The 16015-nt window shown below is 73.8% G+C and carries 16 protein-coding genes and 1 tRNA gene; 7 read left to right on the top strand and 10 right to left on the bottom strand.

Annotated features, from left to right (window positions below; translation table 11 throughout):
- The first annotated feature begins 181 nt into the window (after positions 1-181).
- The 4 genes from ACFOWE_RS19660 to ACFOWE_RS19645 all read left to right on the top strand — a co-directional run bounded on the left by ACFOWE_RS19660 (position 182) and on the right by ACFOWE_RS19645 (position 1848).
- Positions 182-475 carry a 4a-hydroxytetrahydrobiopterin dehydratase gene (locus ACFOWE_RS19660; RefSeq protein WP_377289856.1) on the top strand — a complete coding sequence of 98 codons (294 nt, stop codon included), beginning with the start codon at positions 182-184 and terminating at the stop codon, positions 473-475.
- A gap of 152 nt (positions 476-627) precedes the next feature.
- The gene (locus ACFOWE_RS19655) at positions 628-1200 is read left to right on the top strand and encodes a superoxide dismutase family protein (protein WP_377289854.1); all 573 of its coding nucleotides are present in this window, start codon (positions 628-630) and stop codon (positions 1198-1200) included.
- A gap of 104 nt (positions 1201-1304) precedes the next feature.
- The gene (locus tag ACFOWE_RS19650; protein WP_377289852.1) at positions 1305-1538 is read left to right on the top strand and encodes a ribbon-helix-helix protein, CopG family; all 234 of its coding nucleotides are present in this window, start codon (positions 1305-1307) and stop codon (positions 1536-1538) included.
- The gene (locus tag ACFOWE_RS19645; RefSeq protein ID WP_377289850.1) at positions 1474-1848 is read left to right on the top strand and encodes a type II toxin-antitoxin system PemK/MazF family toxin; all 375 of its coding nucleotides are present in this window, start codon (positions 1474-1476) and stop codon (positions 1846-1848) included. The genes ACFOWE_RS19650 and ACFOWE_RS19645 overlap by 65 nt, the downstream gene beginning before the upstream one ends.
- A gap of 29 nt (positions 1849-1877) precedes the next feature.
- Here ACFOWE_RS19645 and ACFOWE_RS19640 read toward each other — a convergent pair whose 3' ends face one another.
- On the bottom strand, positions 1878-2726 hold the full coding sequence (locus tag ACFOWE_RS19640) for a spermidine synthase (RefSeq protein WP_377289848.1): 849 nt from the start codon (positions 2724-2726) through the stop codon (positions 1878-1880).
- 284 nt (positions 2727-3010) lie between these two features.
- On the opposite strand from ACFOWE_RS19640, the gene trhA reads away from it, so the two are divergent.
- Together trhA and ACFOWE_RS19630 are read left to right on the top strand one after the other, a co-directional pair.
- The gene (trhA, locus tag ACFOWE_RS19635) at positions 3011-3688 is read left to right on the top strand and encodes a PAQR family membrane homeostasis protein TrhA (protein ID WP_377289846.1); all 678 of its coding nucleotides are present in this window, start codon (positions 3011-3013) and stop codon (positions 3686-3688) included.
- A gap of 9 nt (positions 3689-3697) precedes the next feature.
- Positions 3698-4078 (top strand): PPOX class F420-dependent oxidoreductase, encoded by a 381-nt coding sequence (locus tag ACFOWE_RS19630; RefSeq protein ID WP_377289845.1) that lies wholly within the window; start codon positions 3698-3700, stop codon positions 4076-4078.
- 26 nt (positions 4079-4104) lie between these two features.
- Here ACFOWE_RS19630 and ACFOWE_RS19625 read toward each other — a convergent pair whose 3' ends face one another.
- Complete coding sequence (locus tag ACFOWE_RS19625; protein WP_377289843.1) at positions 4105-5304, bottom strand: M20 metallopeptidase family protein; 1200 nt, start codon at positions 5302-5304, stop codon at positions 4105-4107.
- Between the two features lie 242 nt (positions 5305-5546).
- Between ACFOWE_RS19625 and lat the strand changes: the two genes are divergently transcribed.
- Entirely contained in the window at positions 5547-6872 is a 1326-nt protein-coding gene (gene lat, locus ACFOWE_RS19620) for an L-lysine 6-transaminase (protein WP_377289841.1), read from the top strand.
- A gap of 16 nt (positions 6873-6888) precedes the next feature.
- On the opposite strand, the gene ACFOWE_RS19615 is transcribed toward lat, so the two are convergent.
- From ACFOWE_RS19615 to ACFOWE_RS19580, 8 genes are all read right to left on the bottom strand, one after another.
- Positions 6889-7158: a helix-turn-helix domain-containing protein gene (locus tag ACFOWE_RS19615; protein ID WP_377289839.1), complete on the bottom strand. Its 270-nt coding sequence runs from the start codon at positions 7156-7158 to the stop codon at positions 6889-6891.
- Between the two features lie 199 nt (positions 7159-7357).
- A tRNA-His gene (locus tag ACFOWE_RS19610) sits at positions 7358-7433 on the bottom strand.
- Positions 7434-7540: 107 nt separating this feature from the next.
- Positions 7541-8152 carry an oligoribonuclease gene (gene orn, locus ACFOWE_RS19605; protein ID WP_377289837.1) on the bottom strand — a complete coding sequence of 204 codons (612 nt, stop codon included), beginning with the start codon at positions 8150-8152 and terminating at the stop codon, positions 7541-7543.
- Between the two features lie 24 nt (positions 8153-8176).
- A complete protein-coding gene (locus tag ACFOWE_RS19600; RefSeq protein ID WP_377289835.1) occupies positions 8177-9523 on the bottom strand; it encodes a DUF2510 domain-containing protein in 1347 nt (448 codons plus the stop codon).
- Positions 9524-9593: 70 nt separating this feature from the next.
- Complete coding sequence (locus ACFOWE_RS19595; protein ID WP_377289833.1) at positions 9594-11051, bottom strand: hypothetical protein; 1458 nt, start codon at positions 11049-11051, stop codon at positions 9594-9596.
- Between the two features lie 220 nt (positions 11052-11271).
- Entirely contained in the window at positions 11272-12852 is a 1581-nt protein-coding gene (locus tag ACFOWE_RS19590; RefSeq protein WP_377289831.1) for a serine/threonine-protein kinase, read from the bottom strand.
- Positions 12853-12972: 120 nt separating this feature from the next.
- Positions 12973-15072 (bottom strand): protein kinase domain-containing protein, encoded by a 2100-nt coding sequence (locus tag ACFOWE_RS19585; RefSeq protein ID WP_377289829.1) that lies wholly within the window; start codon positions 15070-15072, stop codon positions 12973-12975.
- Between the two features lie 77 nt (positions 15073-15149).
- Positions 15150-15890 (bottom strand): pyridoxamine 5'-phosphate oxidase family protein, encoded by a 741-nt coding sequence (locus ACFOWE_RS19580; protein WP_377289827.1) that lies wholly within the window; start codon positions 15888-15890, stop codon positions 15150-15152.
- Positions 15891-16015: the final 125 nt, after the last annotated feature.

Raw genomic sequence — 16015 nt, 5'->3', positions numbered from 1 at the left:
GAATTTCTGAACTCCGTGGGTCCGGGGGCCGGGGCCGGGGGTTCACGGACCCGGCGGCCGGGCCGCCCGGGGTGTGGGCGGGCACGCGCGGGCGGGGCATGGGTGTGGGCGGGCACATGCGGGCGCGGCATGGGTGTGGCGCTGTTTGGCGTCGCCACCGCCGCCGTGATCTCCTGGGGTGATGGACCTGCTTGACGACTCCGCAGTGCAGCAGCGGCTGGCCGAGGTGCCCGAGTGGCGGCGCGAGGGCGACGAGATCCGCCGGAAGGTCGCGGCCCCGGACTTCCCGACCGCGATCCGCATCGTCGACGAGATCGCGGTCGAGGCCGAGAAGATGAACCACCACCCCGACATCGACATCCGCTGGCGCACCCTGCACCTGGCCCTGACCACCCACGACGCGGGCGGCCTGACCACGAACGACTTCGCCCTGGCCGCCCGCATCGACGAGATCGCCGCCGCGCACGGAGCCTGATCCCCGCGCGGGGCCGCCCGTCCCCGCCCGGCCGATGGTGCGATGAGGGGGAACGAGTGGGAGCTCCATGACTCGAATACTCTGCGTGCCTTGACGGTCACTGACTAGAGTTGAGCGTCGTTCCAGTCATCGGCCGGTCGAGGAGTAATGCGATGCGCCTATCGCGCCTGTCCTGGTTTCTCGCCCCTGTCACCTTGATCACGGCGGCCTGCGGCGGGCAGGCGGAGATGGCGCGTCCGGCCGTGCACGACGTCGCCCCGGCCGAGGTCAAGCTCTCCGGAGGCGGCACGTTCGGCGCACCGGCCCCCAGGGCCGCCGCGATCGTCTACGACCGCGCGCTCGTCCCGCCCGGCGCCTCGGCCCGGGTGACGGCCGAGTCCGGAGCGGTGCTGTCCACCGCGAAGGTGGAGGTCAGCGGATTCCTGCCCCGCCGGACGTACGGCGTGCACCTGCACGTCAACCCGTGCGGGGCCGACCCGGAGGAGGCCGGGCCGCACTACCGGCAGCACGGCCACTCCCACGCCAGCGCCACCAGCGAGGTCTGGCTGGACTTCACCACCGACCGGCGGGGCGCGGCCACGGCGGCGGCGAAGCAGGACTGGGCGTTCATCCCCGGCCGGCCGCCGCGCTCCCTGGTGATCCACGCCGAGCCGACCAGGGCGGAGGGGACCGACGCAGGCGCCGCCGGACCGCGGGTCGCCTGCGTCACGCTCGCCGAGCGCTGACGGCGGCGCGGGCCCGCGCCCTCCTCGGGGGAGGGCACGGGCCGGCGCCATATCGGGTGAGCTGTGGCTCCGGCGTGTAAGACGAATCGTGTTACGTTCGTCTTATGACGACGACGGTGACAGTGCGTCTCGATGAGAAGACGCGCAGAGAGCTTGAGCAGGTCGCGGAGGAAATGGGCGAGTCCGTCTCGGAGGTCGTCCGGAAGGCGATCCACCTGGCGTGGTTCACCACGATGCAGGAAAGGATGCGGAAGGAGTCCGCCGAGATCGCCAATGATCCGGCCGAGCGCGAGGAGGCCGAGCGGATCCGCGAATGGGCGCGCTACCTTGCTTCGTAAAGGGTCGATCTTCCATGTGACGCTGCCTGGACAGTCCCGAGACCATGTACAGCAGGGACGGCGGTACGCCGTCGTGGTGACGGCCACCGGCTTCATCGGCTCGGTCGTGACGGTCGCCCCCACGTCCACCTCCGCCCGGGCGAGCCTCACGCGCCCCGAGGCGGAGATCGAAGGCCGTAAGTGTCGGATCCTGCTCGAACAGATGCTGGCTGTGGATGTCACGAAGCTGACGCACTGGGTGGGTGTTCTGGACGACGACGAGATGAACGCGTTGGATGACGCTCTCCGGCTCTACCACGGGCTGCTCTGAGCACGTCCTGTCGTGGGAGAGGCGGGGCCTCAGCCGAACACGGCGGGCGGGGGGACGGGGAGGACGACGGGATCGCCGTCGTTGAGCGGGGGCGCTCCGGCGACGAACCTGGTGAGGTCCTCCCCGTGGACGCAGCGCGCCTGCGTGAGGCCGCCCGCGGCCCGGCGGGTCAGCCCGTCGACCGGGAGCCCGGTGCGGGAGGCGGCGGCGATGAGGTTGCCGAACCGCCGGCCGCGGAGCACGCCGGGCTCGGCGAGCATCGCGACGTGGGGGAAGGCGCCGCGGATCGTCGCGAGCACCCGCCGGGCGAAGGCCAGCCCCTTGCCGTCGGCGATGTTGACCAGCAGGGTGCCGTCCGGGCGCAGCACCCGGGCGACCTCGTCCATGTACTGCGAGGTGGCCAGGTCGAGCGGCATCATGGCGCCGCTGAAGGCGTCCAGCACGAGCAGGTCGGCCGAGCCGTCGCCGAGCTGGGCGGTGGCCGTGCGGCCGTCGAGGATCCTGACCTTGAGACGGGGGACGGACTTCAGGCGGAGGTGGTCGCGGACGAGCTGGACCAGACCGGCGTCGGGTTCGGCGACGATCTGCCGGGACCCCGGCCGGACCGCCGCGACGTAGCGGGGGAGGGTGCAGGCGCAGCCGCCGATGTGCACGGCGTCCAGCGGGCCGGGCGGCAGCAGGTCGACCACCAGGGCCATCAGCTGGACGTACTCGAAGTCGAGATAGGTGGGGTCGTCCAGGTCGACGTAGGACTGGGGCACGCCGCCGGAGGAGACCACCCAGCCCGAGGGCCGGTCGAGGTCGGCCAGGAGCTCGACCTCGCCGAAGGTCACCGGATAGCGGCCGGGCGCCGGCCCCCGTGGTTCCCGCCTGGACATCCCTTCGACCCTCTTCCCTGACGCGCGCGGGGCGGACACCGCCGCCGAGTGGACACTGCTGAGGAAACCGTATGCGCATCCGGCGGGTCCCCGGGCGCGCGGCCGGGGCCCGCCCCCGCCGTACCGGCGGCCCCGCCGCGGGTCCGGAGGTGTGGCGGGCCCCGCCGGGGGAAGCGAGATCGGGACGAAGGTCCCTTTCTCCCCGGGAGCCCGCGGGAGAGGATCACTGTAGGGGAGATCACAACCTACGCAAGCGTAAGTTACGGTACCGTAGGTTCATGACCATGACAGCTTCTGAGACTTCCGAGAGGCCCTCGCTCCAGGAGTCGATCAAGCCGCGCCTGCGCGGCTGGCTGCACGCCGGAGCCCTGCCTGTCACGCTCGTCGCCGGTTTCGTCCTCGTCGCGCTGGGGCCCACCCTGCAGGCGCGGCTCGCCGCGGTGATCTACGCGATCACCTCCGGCCTGCTCTTCGGCATCTCGGCGACCTACCACCGCGGCACGCTCTCACCGCGTCTGGAGGGCGTGCTGCGCCGCCTCGACCACGCCAACATCTACCTGATCATCGCGGGCACCTACACGCCGTTCGCGCTGCTCGCGCTGGACGGCGCGGCGAGAGTGGTGGTCCTGTCCGTGATCTGGACCGGCGCGATCGCGGGGGTGCTCTTCCGGGTGCTCTGGCTCAGCGCGCCCCGCTGGCTGTCCACCGCCCTCTACATCGCCCTCGGCTGGACGGCCGTGTTCGTGCTGCCCCAGCTGATGGAGGGGGCGGGCGTGGCGGCGGTGGTCCTGGTCTTCGTCGGCGGGGTCCTCTACACCGCCGGCGGCGTCGTGTACGGCCTGCGCCGCCCCGACCCCTCGCCCCGCTGGTTCGGCTTCCACGAGGTCTTCCACGCCTTCACCCTGGCCGCCTATCTGGTCCAGTACGTGGCGGTGTCCATGGTCGTCTACGGCGCCTCCTAGAGTTCCCGTATGACGAGCATCCGGGAGCTGGCCGCCGAGCCGTACGTCTCCGTGACGACCTTCCGCAGGAACGGGGCGGCGGTCGCCACGCCGGTCTGGACGGCCCCCGACGGCGAGGCCATGGTGATCTGGTCGGCGGCCTCGGCGGGCAAGGTCAAGCGGATCCGCAACAACGCCGAGGTCACGGTCCGGGCCTGCGACGTGCGGGGGAGGGTCCGCGGCGAGGAGGTCGCGGGCCGCGCGGAGATCCTGTCCGACGAGGAGACCGAGCGGGTGCGGGGCCTGCTGGTGAAGAAGTACGGCCTGCAGGCCCGGCTGACCATCCTCGGCAGCAGGCTCCGCCGGGGGAGGACGGGCAGCGTCGGCATCCGCATCACCCCCGCCGGCTGACCGCGGCGGGCCGGTCGTCAGAGGGGTCAGCTCGCCGCGAGGCCGAGGCGGCGGGCGGCGAGCTCGGCGTAGAGCGCGGCCCCGTCGGACAGGACGGCGTCGTCGAAACGCGCCTCCGGCGAGTGGTTGTAGGCGGCCCGCTCCGGGTCGAGGTCCGGCGGGCACGCGCCGAGCGCCACGAACGCCGAGGGGACCCGGTCGCAGACGTAGGAGAAGTCCTCGGCGCCGGTGAAGGGCCGGGGCGCCCGGACGAACCGCTCCTCGCCGTAGACCTCGCGGACGGTCGCGCCGACGAACTCGGCCTCGGCGCCGTCGTTGACCGTGACCGGGTAGCCCATCTCGAAGAAGGCGTCGACCTCCAGGCCGTGCGCCGCGGCGATGCCCTCGACGAGGGCCACCGACCGCTCCAGCACCCGCTGGTGGGAGGCGGTGGAGAACGACCGGATCGTCGCCTCGAACCGGGCCTCCTCGGGGATCACGTTGTCGACCGTGCCGGCGTGGAAGGAGCCGACGGTCACCACCACCGGGTCGAACACGTCGAAGCCGCGCGTCACCATGCTCTGCAGCGCGAGGACCATCTCGCACGCCGCGGGGACCGGGTCCTTGGCCAGGTGCGGGGCCGAGCCGTGCCCGCCGGCGCCGCGCACGGTCACGACGAGCCGGTCGGCGGCGGCCATGATCGGCCCGGTCCTGGTGAGGAAGAGCCCGTTCGGCAGGACCGAGCTGATCACGTGCAGGGCGTAGGCCGCGACCGGGAGCTCGCCGGAGGCTTCCAGCACCCCCTCGTCGATCATGTGCTGCGCGCCCCGGTGGCCCTCCTCGCCCGGCTGGAACATGAAGACCACGTTCCCGGCGAGCCGGTCGCGCTCGGCCGTGAGCAGGTGGGCCGCCCCGGCGAGCATGGTGGTGTGCAGGTCGTGGCCGCAGGCGTGCATCCTCCCGTCCACCCGGGAGGTCACCTCGGCGTCGGCGCGCTCGGAGACCGGCAGGGCGTCCATGTCGCCGCGGAGCAACACGGTCGGGCCGGGCAGCGCGCCGCGCAGCACCGCGGTCACCGAGCTGAGCCGGGTGCCGAGCCGTACCTCCAGCGGGAGGCCGGACAGGGCGGTCAGGACCTTCTCCTGGGTTCTGGGCAGGTCGAGGCCCAGCTCGGGCTCCCGGTGCAGGGCGTGGCGGAGACGGACCAGTTCGTCCCGCATGTCGGCGGCGGATTCGCGAAGGGACACCGGGTACTCCTCGTGGACGTGGGCGCTTCGAGGCACGATAACCCGGACCGGCGGGTGCCGGGGAGCCGCCGGGATCCGCCGGCCGCGACGGACGCGCACCGACGCCCGCCGACGGCCACGGACGCGTGAACGCAGGACGGTGACCGTAGGATCTTCACAAAAATCAGAAATGAAACGTAATATCTTCAGGTAAGAGCGCCAAAACGAGGGGAATCACCGGTCCAGCTCATTGTGGAGGGGACATGGACGTACACGCCCGCCTCGCTCGCCACCTGCTCGTGGACGGCTACCGGCTGGTGCTGGACCTCGAACGGAGCCGGGGATCCCGGCTCGTCGACGCCCGGACCGGCCGCTCCTACCTGGACTTCTACAGTTTCTTCGCCTCCGCCCCGCTCGGGGTGAACCCGTTCGGCGACGACGAGGAGTTCCTCGCCCGGCTCGGCCGGGTCGCCGCGAACAAGCCCGCCAACCCCGACCTCTACACCGCCCACCTCGCCGACTTCGCCGAGACCTTCGCCCGCGTGCTCGGCGACCCCGAGCTGCCCCACCTGTTCTTCGTCGAGGGCGGCGCCCTGGCCGTGGAGAACGCGCTGAAGTGCGCCTTCGACTGGAAGTCCCGCCGCAACGAGGCGGCCGGCCGCTCCCCGGAACTCGGCACGAAGGTCCTCCACCTCACCCGGGCCTTCCACGGACGCAGCGGCTACACCCTCTCGCTGACCAACACCGACCCGGTCAAGACCGACCGGTTCCCGAAGTTCGACTGGCCCCGCATCGAGGTGCCCGCCGTCCACCTCGGCGACGTCGAGGCCGCGGAGGAGCGGGCCCTGGCCCAGGCGCGGGCCGCGTTCGAACGGCACCCGCACGACATCGCCTGCTTCATCGCCGAGCCCATCCAGGGCGAGGGCGGCGACAACCACATGCGCGCGGAGTTCCTCCAGGCGATGGAACGGCTCTGCCATGAGCACGACGCGCTGTTCGTCCTGGACGAGGTGCAGACCGGGGGCGGCACCACCGGCACCCCGTGGGCCTACCAGCAGCTGGGCCTCCGCCCCGACGTGGTCGCCTTCGCCAAGAAGGTGCAGGTGGGCGGGGTGATGGCGGGCCGCAGGGTGGACCTGGTCCCGGACAACGTCTTCCGGGTGAGCGGCCGGATCAACTCCACCTGGGGCGGCGGTCTGGTGGACATGGTCCGCTCCCGCCGGATGCTCGAGATCATCGAGCGCGACGGCCTGATCCCGCGGGCGCGGGAGCTGGGCGAGGAGCTCCTCGCCATGCTGCTGAGGATCCAGGACCGGTTCCCCGGCCGGGTGGAGAACGCGCGCGGACGCGGTCTGATGTGCGCCTTCGACCTTCCCTCGGGAGCGGAACGGGACCGGCTGGTGGCCCGGCTGCGCGAGGACGAGGGCGTGCTCGTGCTGCCCTGCGGGGAGCGCTCGGTACGGCTCCGCCCGGCGCTCTCGGTCACGCCGGAGGAGCTCCGGGAGGGGACGGAGGCCATCGCCCGGGCCCTGGAGGCGTCCCGGGAGGGCTCGGAGGCCGTCGTCCGGGCCCTGGACCCCGTCCTGTGAGGCTCCGGCCCGTCCTCTAGAGGTCCCGCCTCCGCGGGCCGTCCGCGCCGGCCCCGGTCCCGTCCCGTCTGCCGGCGGGGGATCCGGCGTCCCCGGAGGCGGCCCGCTCCCGCCAGAGGCCGATCGCGGTCACCCGCGAGCTCACGCCGAGCTTGGTGTAGATCCGGTTCACGTGGTTCTTGACGGTCTTCTCGCTGAGGAACAGGTGCCGGGCGATCTGCCCGTTGGAGTGGCCGTCCGCGATCAGGTCCATGACCTCGGTCTCGCGCCTGCTCAGACCCGTCACGACTCGGGGTCCGCCGTCGGATCCCGCACCGTCGACTCTCATCCCGCCTCCGAGGAAGCAACACGGTCAGGTCGCCGAGGCCCCCGGTCTTACGGCGTAGCAACACGAGCGAGCATAACCCGTGATGTCCTGCTTTGGTGGGAAAGTTGGATGTCTGGGAAAAGCGGAACGGCCGGTCCCGAAGGACCGGCCGTTCACCTGGGGTGAGTGATGGGACTTGAACCCACGACATCCAGGACCACAACCTGGCGCTCTGCCAACTGAGCTACACCCACCATGTCCGCCGTCTCGCGGCGGCGGCACATGAAAAGTGTAGCGGTCTCCGGGAGTGCTCACGCACCCCGTTTTACGGCGGCGCCGCGCGCCGCGGCGTCCCCCGCGTTCACTCGGGAGGGGAGGCCTGCGCGGAGATGCTCTCGGCGAGCTCGCGGGCGGTGGCGGAGTCGGGCCCGGGGTGGGGCACGAAGACCGCCGCGCGGTAGTAGCGGAGCTCGCGGATGCTCTCGACGATGTCGGCCAGCGCCCGGTGGCCGCCCTGCTTCTCCGGGGAGGCGAAGTAGGCCCGCGGGTACCACCGCCGGGCGAGCTCCTTGATCGAGGAGACGTCGATCATCCGGTAGTGCAGGTACGCGTCCACGAGGGGCATGTCGCGCGCGATGAACGACCTGTCCGTGGCGATGGAGTTGCCGCAGAGCGGGGCCTTCTTCGGCTCCTTCACGTGGCCCTTGATGTAGTCGAGGACGAGCGCCTCGGCCTCGGCCAGCGTGACACCCCCGCCCAGCACGTCCAGCAGGCCGGAGGCGGTGTGCATCTCCCGCACCACCTCCGACATCTGCTCCAGCGACTCGGGCGGGGGCTTGATGACCACGTCGACGCCCTCGTCCAGCTGGTTGAGCTCGCCGTCGGTGACCACGCAGGCCACCTCGACGAGGGCGTCACGGCCGAGGTCGAGCCCGGTCATCTCACAGTCGATCCAGACCAGCAGGTCACTCATAACCTTCAGGGTAGTGCCCCCCGCTCAGGAGAGTTCGAGCGACTTGAGCACCCGGTCGGTCACCGAGGTGTCCAGGTTGTCCGGGATGGACAGGTACAGCAGCGCGGGCGGCTTCTCCCCCCGGTCCACGAGCACGAAGGTGACGATCTCCTTCTTCCACTTCCAGCCGTTCTGCGCGGAGACCTCGCTGAAGTCCAGCTCGAACGAGAGCCGCCAGGCGTCCTTGCCGCTGACCTTGATGGCCTCGCGCTCGAGGACCTTGCGCTCGTGCGGCGGGCTGTAGAAGAGCGGTTCGATGACCGCCATGAGCCGCGCGGTGGCGGCGTCCATGCTCTTCGGCCCGTCGTACCCGTAGCGGGAGGAGAGCTCCGCGGTGTAGATCGTGCCGAGCCAGTCAGCGCCCTGCCCGTTGAAGTTCTCGTGGGAGAGCGTCTCCGCCGCGCTGGTCCACGCCAGGCCGAGCTCCTGCGGGGTGCCGGCCTGGGCGGGCACCTGCCACTTGTCGCCGGGGAAGTCGTAGGACAGGCCGGTGACCTGGTCGACGATGCGCCCGTTCTCCGGCTGGGGCAGGCTCCCGGAGGGGCTCTGCGAGGCCGAGGGCGAGGGCGTCGGCTCGGCCGTCGGCTCGGGGGTGCTCTCCCGCGTCGCGCTCGGCACCGGAGCCGGGGCGGAGTCGCTCGCGTTGGACGGGGAGTCCGGGTCGACCAGGAACACGGCGGCGGCCACGATGCCCGCGATCAGGACGACGATCCCGCCGCCGCCGAGGATCCACGGCCACGGGCTCTTCTTGACCGGCTGCGACCCGTACGGCATGCCGGGGCCGGCGGGTCTTCCGTAGGGGCCTGCGGGTCCGCCGTAGGGTCCCCCGGGAGCGGGCCCGCCGTAGGGGCCGGCGGGCGCGGGCCCGCCGTACGGCCCCGCGGGGGCCGCGGGCGCGCCGTAGGGCGTGGCGGGGGCCGCGTAGGGGCCGGCAGGGGCGGGTCCGCCGTAGGGGCCGGCGGGCGGGGGTCCGCCGTACGGCCCGGTGGGCGAGGGACCGTCGTACGGCCCGGCGGGCGAGGGACCGGCCGGAGCCGAGGGGGCGCCGTGCTCCGCGGGCGCCATCCGGACGGTCTCGTCAGCGGGCGGTCCGTCCCAGCGCGGCTGCTCCATCTGGAGCGTCATGCCGCTCTGGGACGGCGGAGGAGTCTGCTGGGCCGAGTCCCCCGGCGGGAACGACGGGCCCGTCTGGGGGCCCTGGGACGCGGCCTGGTCGGCGGCCGGCGCGTCGGCCTGGTGGGTGGCGTCGGTCCACTGGCTGCCGTCCCACCACCGCAGTTGCGGGGAGCCGTAGGGATCGGGGTACCAGCCGGCGGGGGTCTGCGTGGTCATGCCCGTCAGAGTAGTAAGAATCCCGTATGCGGCGCATTGTGGACCTTGCGGTGCTTCGTCGGCGGCCGCCTCACCGGCATCTGTAGGTGAAGCTCTTCTTGTCCTCGACCGCCTCGCCGTCGGGCACCGGCGAGAGCACCTCCAGGGTGACCGTGCCCTTGAACGTGCCCTTGCCCCGCACGTCCCAGCGGAGGGTCACCTCGTGCTCGGTCTCCCCGCCCGGCACACGGTGGGTGTGCTCGACCGGCTCGTCGCCGTCGCTGCGCAGCCACCGGTAACGGATCTCTCCCGCCGACCCGTTGGTGGTGAGCACCCCCCGGATCGCGGCGGACTCCCCGCACTTGAGCGTCTTCTTGGGCACCACCACCTCCGCTCCGGTCACGGCCAGGGCGCTGGCCGGGGTCCGCAGCAGCCAGGCCAGCGCGGCGCCCGCGAGTATCAGGGCCAGGACGACCGCGGAGAGCGCCGTGCGGTAGCGCCGGCCCGCCGGGGGCCGGGGCCCGCGCCGCCCGGCGGCGCCGGTGGAGTGCACCGTGGCCTGCTCCCGGCCCCCCCGCCAGATCCGGGCCGCCGTCGTCTCCGCCGGCACCCCCGGGCCGAACCGCACGACGGTCTCGCCGGCGCGGCTTCCGGGACCCTCGCCGGTGCGCTCCCCGCCGCCCGCGCCGACGTGGAGCAGGGTGACGATCTCCCCCTCGTCCATGCCGGCCCTGCCCGGCGACGGGGACGGGGATGGGACCGGGTACGCCGCCCGGGTGGCCGCCTCGTGGACGGACCACCGGTGCGCGGTCTCCGTCAGCCGTTCACGGGTGGGGAACCCCGACGGGAGCAGGGTGCGCCCGGCGAGCAGCGTGTCACGGGCCGCGGCCAGGCCGCGGGTGGTGGCGGCCGCCGCCACCTGTTCCAGCAGGCCGGCCGCCCGTGGGGCGTCCGCGGCCCAGGTCGCCGCCAGGCCGCGGGCGAGCGAGGCCCAGGCCGCCACGTCCCGTTCCGGGGCCGGCGGCCGCCCGTGCAGCGCGTCGGCCAGCCCGCGCTCGGCGAGCAGCACCACGCCGCCCGGAGCGATCACCACGGTGCCGGGATGCACCGCTCCGTGGGCGAGCCCGGCGGCGTGCACGGCCAGCAGCGTCTGAGCCGTCTCCGCCAGCACGGTGGCCGCGTCGCCGGCGTCGGGCCGGGGGACGCCGGGGGCGTCGCCCAGCAGGTCGCCCACGGTCGGGCCGGCCGGCTCCGCGGTGAGCAGCCAGACCTCGCCGTGCGCGGAGACCAGGTCGGCGACCGGGACCAGCCCCGCCAGGCCGCTCCGGGCGAGCCTGCGGTCGGCGAGCACAGCCGCGACCACCCGGTCGCGCGCCGCCGGGCCGGAGACGGCGCCGGGCTCGAACCTGAGCGCGCTCGCCGGCGCGCCCGTGGCCGAGACCGCCGCGTACCAGGTGCCGAGTTCCCCCGTCCAGGTCCGGCCGGTCAGCCGGTACCCCGCGAGTCGATCCTGCCCGATGTCCACGATCGTGTCCGTTCCCCCAGCCACCCCGCCCTGTCCGGGGTGGTCCCGATCTACCGCCGTCCACCGCCAGTGTGGATGGACGCCCCCCTGCCCGTCACCGGTTCCGCCCGGTGGCCGTGCGCGGCCACCGGGCACGCGCGGGTCACCCCGGCGCGGTCACCTGCGCGGGTCCATGACATGCGCGCGGCCGTCCCGGCGTGTCACCTGCGCGGGTCCACCACGTGTACGTGGTCGTCCCGGCGTGTCACCTGGGCGTCGGAGGGGAGTCCGGGGTGGTGTCCCCTCCGCCCGTGGAACTCGGGCTCGGGTCCGTCCGGGTCACGCTCGGGCTCGGCTCCGAGCCGGTCCGGGTGGGCGTCGGGAACGGGGGAATCCGGGTCGGCCTGATGGTCCGGGTCGGTCCCGCCGTCTGGGACGGGGACGAGGTGGAGCCGGGGGGGACCGGGCGCGACGTGACCGTGTACGGACCGCCGAGTCCGCTGTCCTCCTCCGTGGGAGTGGCGGACGGCTTCGCCGTCGGGCGCGCCGAAGGTCTCCTCGACGGCCGTGTCGTGGGCGCCGCAGTCGGGGCGGCCGCCGGGGCGGCCGTGCCGGTCGGCACGGCCGGAGGCGGTGCGGTCCCGGTCGCGGCGGGGGTGGCGGACGGCTCGGAACCGTCCGGGGCCGGCTCGTCGGCGGGCTCCTCCGCAGGCTCCTCCACGGGTTCCTCGGTGGGCTCCTCGCCCCCGGCCGTCTCGGCGGGGGTGCTCGGCACGGCGACCGAGCTCTGCGTCTTCAGTTCGGGGTCGTCGCCGAAGCCGAGCAGCGCGACGGCCAGGCCGGTGACCACCGCGACGCATCCGGCGGCGACCGCGATCTTCATCTCGACCCTGCCGAAACGGGGCCGGCCCGCGTCCTCGTCGAGGATGGTCTCCGCCAGGGAGGTGTCGACCTCCGGGGTCTCCGGCTGGCGGGGGAACAGCCCCGCCAGCAGCGCGGCGAGCGCGGCCAGGCGGCGACGCCCCCGCTCCTGCCAGTCGGGTCCGTACGCCTCGGCGGCGACCGCCTCCAGTTCGCTGAGGAACGCGGTGGCGGTCGACGGCCGGTCGGCCGGGTTCTTGGCCAGCCCGCGCTCCACCAGCCCTCGGAGCGCGGGCGGGACCTCCTCGGAGGGAGGCGGCGTGGCCTGGTGCTGCCGGGCCAGCGCGGCGAGGGTCTGCGCGCGGAAGGGCCGGGTCCCCGTCAGGCACTCGAAGAAGACCACGGTGGCGGCGTAGACGTCCGTGGCGGGGGAGGCCGGGGCGCCCGCCCACTGCTCGGGCGCCATGTACGGCGGCGTGCCCGCGGGGGATCCGCCGTCCCCGGAGGGGAGCGCGATACCGAAGTCGACGAGCTTGCTCGAGCCCTCGGCCTCCACCATCACGTTCTCGGGCTTGAAGTCGCGGTGCACGATCCCGGCGCGGTGCGCGGCGGCCAGGCCCATCAGCGAGCCCTTGAGCACGACGAGCGCGGCCTCCGGCCCGGTCGGCCCCTCCGAGCGCAGGAGCGCGCGCAGGGGGACGCCGTCCACGAGCTCCATGACGATGGCCGCGCCCTCGCCCGTCTCCAGGTAGTCGTACAGCCGGACGGCGTTCGCGCTGTTCAGCCGGTGGAGCAGCCGGGCCTCGTGCCGGAACCGCGCCACGAAGCCGGCGTCGCCGCGGAGCTCGTCGGACAGGTACTTGATCGCCACCAGTGTGCCGTCGGCGTCGTGCCGGGCCATCACCACACGCCCGGAGGCTCCGGCTCCCAGCTCCCGGATCTCCGTGTATCCAGGGACACGCCAGGCAGTCGGCATGCCGTACATCGCGGTCTCCTCAATCGCCTGGGCCCCCACCCGTGACAGACGGACCGTAGCTTAGCCAGAAAACGACGTATTTCGCGGATATATAGCGGATTCGACGCGTATGGCGGTGATGATCAGCTGTTATCCGATCTGGCCCGGACCCTTCTCCGCCTGCGTGGACGGTGCGCGGGTCACCGACCGTGACGGCACCGTTCTGGCCGGTGCGGGCACCTTGACCGTCGCCTTGACCGTCACCTTGGGCGTCGGCTTGCGGGTCGCCTTGACCGTCACCTTGGGCGTCGGCTTGGGGGACGGCCGCGCCGTGCGGCCGGTCGCCGACTCCGGGACCGGCGTGGTCCTGGGGGTGGCCTTGGGGCCGGTGCCCGCCGGGGGCCGGTCGGCGCACGGGGCGATCCGGCCGTTCACGCTGTCGGACCGTCCCGAGGGCAGTCCGGTCGCCGTGGCGCTCCAGCCCGATCCGCAGGGCACCTTGGGGAAGTCGAAGCGGACCGTCCGCGTGTAGTGCTTCGCCCCGGCCAGCGTCACGGTCGTCTGCCGGACGGTCCGGCCCACCCGGAAGGCGACGTGCAGGCGTACCCGCCGGTCGTTCGCGGCGCCGACGGTGACCGTGGTGACCGCCGCGCCCGAGGCGTTGACCGAGGCCCGCACCACGTCCACCCGCCGGACCTCGGACGGAGGGGCGGGCGCCGGGGTGGGAGTGGGGGCCGGCGTGGAGGCGCGGGTGGGCGTCGTGCCCGGCGAGGGCGTGGCGCCGGACCCGGGCGGAGGGACGGCGGTGGGGGACACGGAGGCGGACACGGAGGCGGACACGGAGGCGGACACGGAGGCGGACACGGAGGCGGACACGGTGGGGGATACGGAGGCGGACGCCGTGGGGGACACGGTGGGGGGTGCGGTGGACGGGGCGGAGGCGGAGGCGGAGGGGTAGGCGGTGGGCGGAGGGCCCGCCGGGCCGGTGACGGCCGGTCCTGCGGCGCCGGAGGAGGGCCCGGACGGTGAGCCGGACGAGGGCCCCGGCACGGAGGGGACCGGCCCGGCCGCGGAGGGCGCCGCGGGCCCGCCTGCCGGGGACGGGGAGGGACCCGCCGGAGCCGGTGACCCGGACGGCGCCGTGGACAGGGGCGCCGACAGAGGCGCGGGCGGGGTCGTGGAGGGCGCGGCGGCGGCGACGTCGATCCGCGGCTGGGCGGTCCGGTCGGCGGCCAGCACGTAGACGCTGACGCCGCCGGCGGCCAGCACCAGCCCGGCGCCCAGGGTGACGCCCGCGGACCTGGCGCGCAGGGTCCTCAGCACGGTGCGCAGCAGCGTGGTCTGGAACAGGGAGGACTGCGCCCCCGGATCGTGACCGCGGAGCCGGAACAGCAGGGGGAGCAGCGCCGCCAGTGCGGCCAGCCGGGCCCGCCCCCGCTCCTCCCAGTCCTGCCCGTAGGCCGCCGCGGCGACGGTCTCCAGTTCGGCGACGAACCCCGCGGCGGTGCCCGGCCGGCCGGCCGGGTCCTTGGCCAGTCCCCGCGCCACCAGCTCCCGGACGGGCTCGGGCACCGCCTCCACCGGGATCGGCGCGTGCGCGTGCTGGTGCAGCAGCACGGCCCGGTCGGTCGCCCGGTACGGCCGGGTCCCCGTCAGGCACTCGAAGAAGACCACGGTGGCGGCGTAGACGTCCGTGGCGGGGGAGGCCGGGGCGCCCGTCCACTGCTCGGGCGCCATGTACGGCGGCGTGCCCGCGGGCCGGTCGGCGTCCCCCGCCCGTACGGCGATGCCGAAGTCGACCAGCTTGCTGACGCCGTCGGCCTGGACGAGCACGTTCTCCGGCTTGTAGTCCCGGTGGACCACGCCGCTCCCGTGCGCGGCGGCCAGGCCCATCAGCGAGCCCTTGAGCACGGCGAGCGCGGCCTCCGGCCCGGTCGCGCCGTGCTCGCGGAGCAGCTCGCGCAGGGAGACGGCGTCCACCGCCTCCATCACGATCGCGGCGTTCCCGTCCTCTTCGACGTACTCGTAGAGCCGGGCCACGTTCGGGTCGTCGAGCTCCACCAGGAGCCGGGCCTCCGCGCGGAACCGCATCAGGAATCCGGGCTCGTCCCGGAGCGCCTCCGACAGATACTTGATCGCGACCGGGACGCCCGACTCGTCGTGCCGGGCGAGCACCACCCGGCCTCCGCCGCCCGCGCCGAGCTCGCGCGACTCGGTGTATCCGGGCACGCTCCATCCGCCGGTGGTCATCGCGCTCTCCAGAAGATCCGGGTTCGGGTCCTTTATATGAGACGTGCGCCCCCGGCGTCCGGTTTGCCGCAGAAGCCTTACCTGGAGGCCAGGTTCCGGGTGGCGATGTGCGCGGGTACGGGCAGATCCGCCGTCATCGCCGGGTCGGGCTCGGGCTCGCCCCACGCCACCCGGAGCGGCAGCACCCCCGCCCAGACCGGGAGCGCGTAGTCCTCCTCGTCGTCGACCGGCGGCCCCTGCCGTACCTTGACCGAGGCCTCGGCCAGGGAGAGGGCGAGCACGGCCGTCGCCGCGAGCTCCTTGCGGGTCGGCGGGCGCACGGCGTCCCACTGGCCGGGGGCGAGCTGCTCGGTGAGGGCGCGCAGCCCGGCCAGCCGCTCCTCGGGGTCGGTCACCAGGCGCGGCCTGCCGTAGATCATGGCCGAGCGGTAGTTGACCGAGTGGTGGAAGGCCGAGCGGGCCAGCACGACGCCGTCCACGTGGGTGACGGTGACGCAGACCTCGCCGTCGGCCCGCAGCGAGGTGGCGCCGGTGGAGCCGTGCAGGTAGAGGGTGTCGCCGATGCGGCCGTACCCGGTGGGCACGACCATCGGCACGCCACCGGCCACCACGCCCAGGTGGCAGACCAGCCCGGCGTCCAGCACGGCGTACAGCTCGGCGCGGTCGGTGCGGGCCCGGTCCTTGGAGCGGCCGAGGGCGGTGCGCGGGGTCGCCGAGAGCGGCGCGGGCGAGGGCTCCCCGGAGGGCGCCCCCGGGGACGGCTCAAGGGGCGGCTCGAGAGACGGCTCGAGAGACGGATCTGGGGACAGGATGGACATCGAGGACTCCAGGAGGGCGGGACGCCGGAGGACGCCGGGACCCCCGTGGGGAGGAAGCCTCCGGCACGGCCCTAACCTAGGCGGCGAGTGGAACGGAGAACACGTCCACTTCCCGCCGCTTCCCG

Source organism: Planomonospora corallina (genome assembly GCF_042650625.1).
Taxonomy (GTDB): Bacteria; Actinomycetota; Actinomycetes; order Streptosporangiales; family Streptosporangiaceae; genus Planomonospora_B; species Planomonospora_B corallina.
This window is presented reverse-complemented; position numbering and strand designations above follow the sequence as displayed.

Bases quoted from the DNA above. Each gene is read 5' to 3' on its own strand.
- ACFOWE_RS19660 (WP_377289856.1), top strand. From the start codon at position 182: ATGGACCTGCTTGACGACTCCGCAGTGCAGCAGCGGCTGGCCGAGGTG.
- ACFOWE_RS19655 (WP_377289854.1), top strand. From the start codon at position 628: ATGCGCCTATCGCGCCTGTCCTGGTTTCTCGCCCCTGTCACCTTGATC.
- ACFOWE_RS19650 (WP_377289852.1), top strand. From the start codon at position 1,305: ATGACGACGACGGTGACAGTGCGTCTCGATGAGAAGACGCGCAGAGAG.
- ACFOWE_RS19645 (WP_377289850.1), top strand. From the start codon at position 1,474: ATGATCCGGCCGAGCGCGAGGAGGCCGAGCGGATCCGCGAATGGGCGC.
- ACFOWE_RS19640 (WP_377289848.1), bottom strand. From the start codon at position 2,726: ATGTCCAGGCGGGAACCACGGGGGCCGGCGCCCGGCCGCTATCCGGTG.
- trhA (WP_377289846.1), top strand. From the start codon at position 3,011: ATGACAGCTTCTGAGACTTCCGAGAGGCCCTCGCTCCAGGAGTCGATC.
- ACFOWE_RS19630 (WP_377289845.1), top strand. From the start codon at position 3,698: ATGACGAGCATCCGGGAGCTGGCCGCCGAGCCGTACGTCTCCGTGACG.
- lat (WP_377289841.1), top strand. From the start codon at position 5,547: ATGGACGTACACGCCCGCCTCGCTCGCCACCTGCTCGTGGACGGCTAC.
- orn (WP_377289837.1), bottom strand. From the start codon at position 8,152: ATGAGTGACCTGCTGGTCTGGATCGACTGTGAGATGACCGGGCTCGAC.
- ACFOWE_RS19600 (WP_377289835.1), bottom strand. From the start codon at position 9,523: ATGACCACGCAGACCCCCGCCGGCTGGTACCCCGATCCCTACGGCTCC.
- ACFOWE_RS19590 (WP_377289831.1), bottom strand. From the start codon at position 12,852: ATGTACGGCATGCCGACTGCCTGGCGTGTCCCTGGATACACGGAGATC.
- ACFOWE_RS19585 (WP_377289829.1), bottom strand. From the start codon at position 15,072: ATGACCACCGGCGGATGGAGCGTGCCCGGATACACCGAGTCGCGCGAG.
- ACFOWE_RS19580 (WP_377289827.1), bottom strand. From the start codon at position 15,890: ATGTCCATCCTGTCCCCAGATCCGTCTCTCGAGCCGTCTCTCGAGCCG.